Origin of the sequence: Vibrio crassostreae 9ZC13 (assembly GCF_000272045.2) — a bacterium.
Lineage (GTDB): Bacteria > Pseudomonadota > Gammaproteobacteria > Enterobacterales > Vibrionaceae > Vibrio > Vibrio crassostreae_C.
Genome location: NZ_AJYZ02000017.1, coordinates 1 through 2,270, shown reverse-complemented (window position 1 = coordinate 2,270; position 2,270 = coordinate 1). Strand labels below are relative to the sequence as shown.

The 2,270-nt window shown below is 39.4% G+C and carries 2 protein-coding genes; one reads left to right on the top strand and one right to left on the bottom strand.

The genetic code is table 11. The annotated features are described in order from the left end of the window. Positions 1-543: 543 nt before the first annotated feature. Positions 544-1,530 (bottom strand): hypothetical protein, encoded by a 987-nt coding sequence (locus tag A136_RS01570; RefSeq protein ID WP_017063748.1) that lies wholly within the window; start codon positions 1,528-1,530, stop codon positions 544-546. A gap of 99 nt (positions 1,531-1,629) precedes the next feature. Between A136_RS01570 and A136_RS01565 the strand changes: the two genes are divergently transcribed. Beyond that, a partial coding sequence (locus tag A136_RS01565; protein ID WP_017063747.1) for an IS110 family transposase occupies positions 1,630-2,270 on the top strand: 641 nt, incomplete at its 3' end.

Here is a 2,270-nt window from a genome sequence, read left to right as displayed (position 1 = left end):
CAACATAAGTTTAGCGGATGTTTGACAACCGGGGGAATCCATGTAGCCTCATTAAGCGGACAAAAATGGTTGGCTAAAATCGCGAAGCGACGGCCAACTGTTTTTGTTCCGTTTAAATGACTTGTTATAAGGCACTTTCGTCAATGATTCTGAACTGCTTCGGTACTAAAAATGCCAGTATGACTGCCAAAATTAAAATCATTATCACTCGTATACTCACTGAGGGAATCAACGATTCAAGTAATGTAAAACTCAGCGCTGATGAACCGCCAACAAACATGCCTAAATAGGAGCGTCTTGGTGTCCATTCGATCAAAGCTGAACATTGGGTACAGCGATACTTTGTCCTATTTCCACTAAATAAAAACCAACTAAGTGAAATCTTCTGTTGACAATTAGGGCACTCTCTATTCTTCATACTAAATCAAACTCCATGTGACTTATAACGCCTCATTAAGCGGACTAAAATGGGGCAGTATTTTTGCGGTCTTTTTGCAAAAATGATGAACTGTTTTAGTTCCGTTTAAATGACTTGTTATATTTTTATTTTAGAAACTCTGGCATTGTTTTCGGTATCGGGTCTATGATGTGATGAACTATTTTTTTGTCCATATTTTCATTGATCCCGTTTCGAAAATCAGCCAAATTATCTAGTATTTTATTTCCACCTAAAACTGAACGCCACCTGACTTGTTGTTCAGAAAAAGAGGTGCGAAATGCAAGCACCCTTGTTAAAGCCATTTGAGCAAATAACATAGAAGGCTCTAAGCAAACGTTGTGTATAGTTAAATGTGAATCAGTAACTGTTGATTCTTCACTTAGATCCCAAGCAAAAAACACTTGCTGTGCTAGCGGAGACAAGTCTCTAAATTTTTCACCGTTATAAGAAGTAAAGTAAACATCATCAATGACGGCTTCCCAGTTTTCATTCCATTTAGTATCTTTTTCAACCACCTCTACATCAACCAACTTCTTTTTCTTGGCTTGAATATGCAATCCAGCCCCAGCTCCTAGTGAATAACCAAAATCACCAACGAGATACCCCATCAAACTGTCACACATTGAATCATTGAAATTTAAGTTATAATTTTTCTTTGCTTGTTTAAATGAATCAAGTGAATTAAGAGTCCAAATACCAAATTTATTTTTCCATGCTATCAATATTGGTAAATTAAAAAGGTCAGAGTATGCTTTAAGCTTTCCTATGTATTGTGGCGTAAATGAAAGAACGTTTTTGTGTGAAGACTTTACTTCAATTAAGACTGGTATATTTTGGCCATCGCGATTAAATGTGGCAAATAAATCAGGAACCTGAAACTCATTCTTTGATACGGCAGGATATTGCTGTTGGTCTAGCTTATGTATTAATTTACATTGACCAAGCCAACCACAAAGCACAGTAAACTCATCTTCTAATGGTAAACCGATATCTAATCGTTTAACTTTTTGTGCTAATACTTCGGCATCAGCCTCCCAGCCTAACTGCTCTAGAGACTCATGGATTAATCTTTCTAAATCTGTAGGTTCCAAAACACTCTCCAAAAAATATAACGAATGATATGGACTCCCTCTACCTGACACTCTGCGTGCCATACTTACTTAGTACACGCTGAAGAACTGGAGGTTACTATGTCCACCATTCAAACTATTGGCGTTGACCTCGCCAAGAATGTATTCAGTATTCACGGCGTTGATGCATATGGCAAGTGCGTCCTACGCAAAACTGTCAAAAGAAACAAACTCTTAGACACATTCGCGAAGTTACCTCCCTGCCTCATCGGTATGGAGGCGTGCTCTGGTGCACACCACTGGGCGAGAGAGCTACTGAAACTAGGTCATAACCCGAAAATTATGGCGTCCAAATTCGTTATTCCATATCGACAAAATGAGAAGAACGATGCCAATGACGCAGAGGCCATCTGTGAAGCGGTATCTAGACCCAAAACACGATTTGTCTCTATAAAAAGTGAAGAGCAACAAGCTGTGCTTTGCCTGCACCGTATTCGACAGGGGCTAATTAAAACAAGAACGGCGACTATTAACCAGCTCAGAGGTTTGCTTTCCGAATTTGGTATTGTGATGCCTCAGGGGCGCTACTCGGCTCAAAACACTATTGGTAGTGTCCTTGAAGATGCAGAAAATGGTTTGCCTATACTCGCTCGAGAGCTACTTCAAGATCTATCGAACAAGATTCAACACCTTAACCTAGAAGTATTGCACTATGATCGTAGAGTCTCTGCTTTAGTTCGTGAGATGGCTTCAGCCAAAGC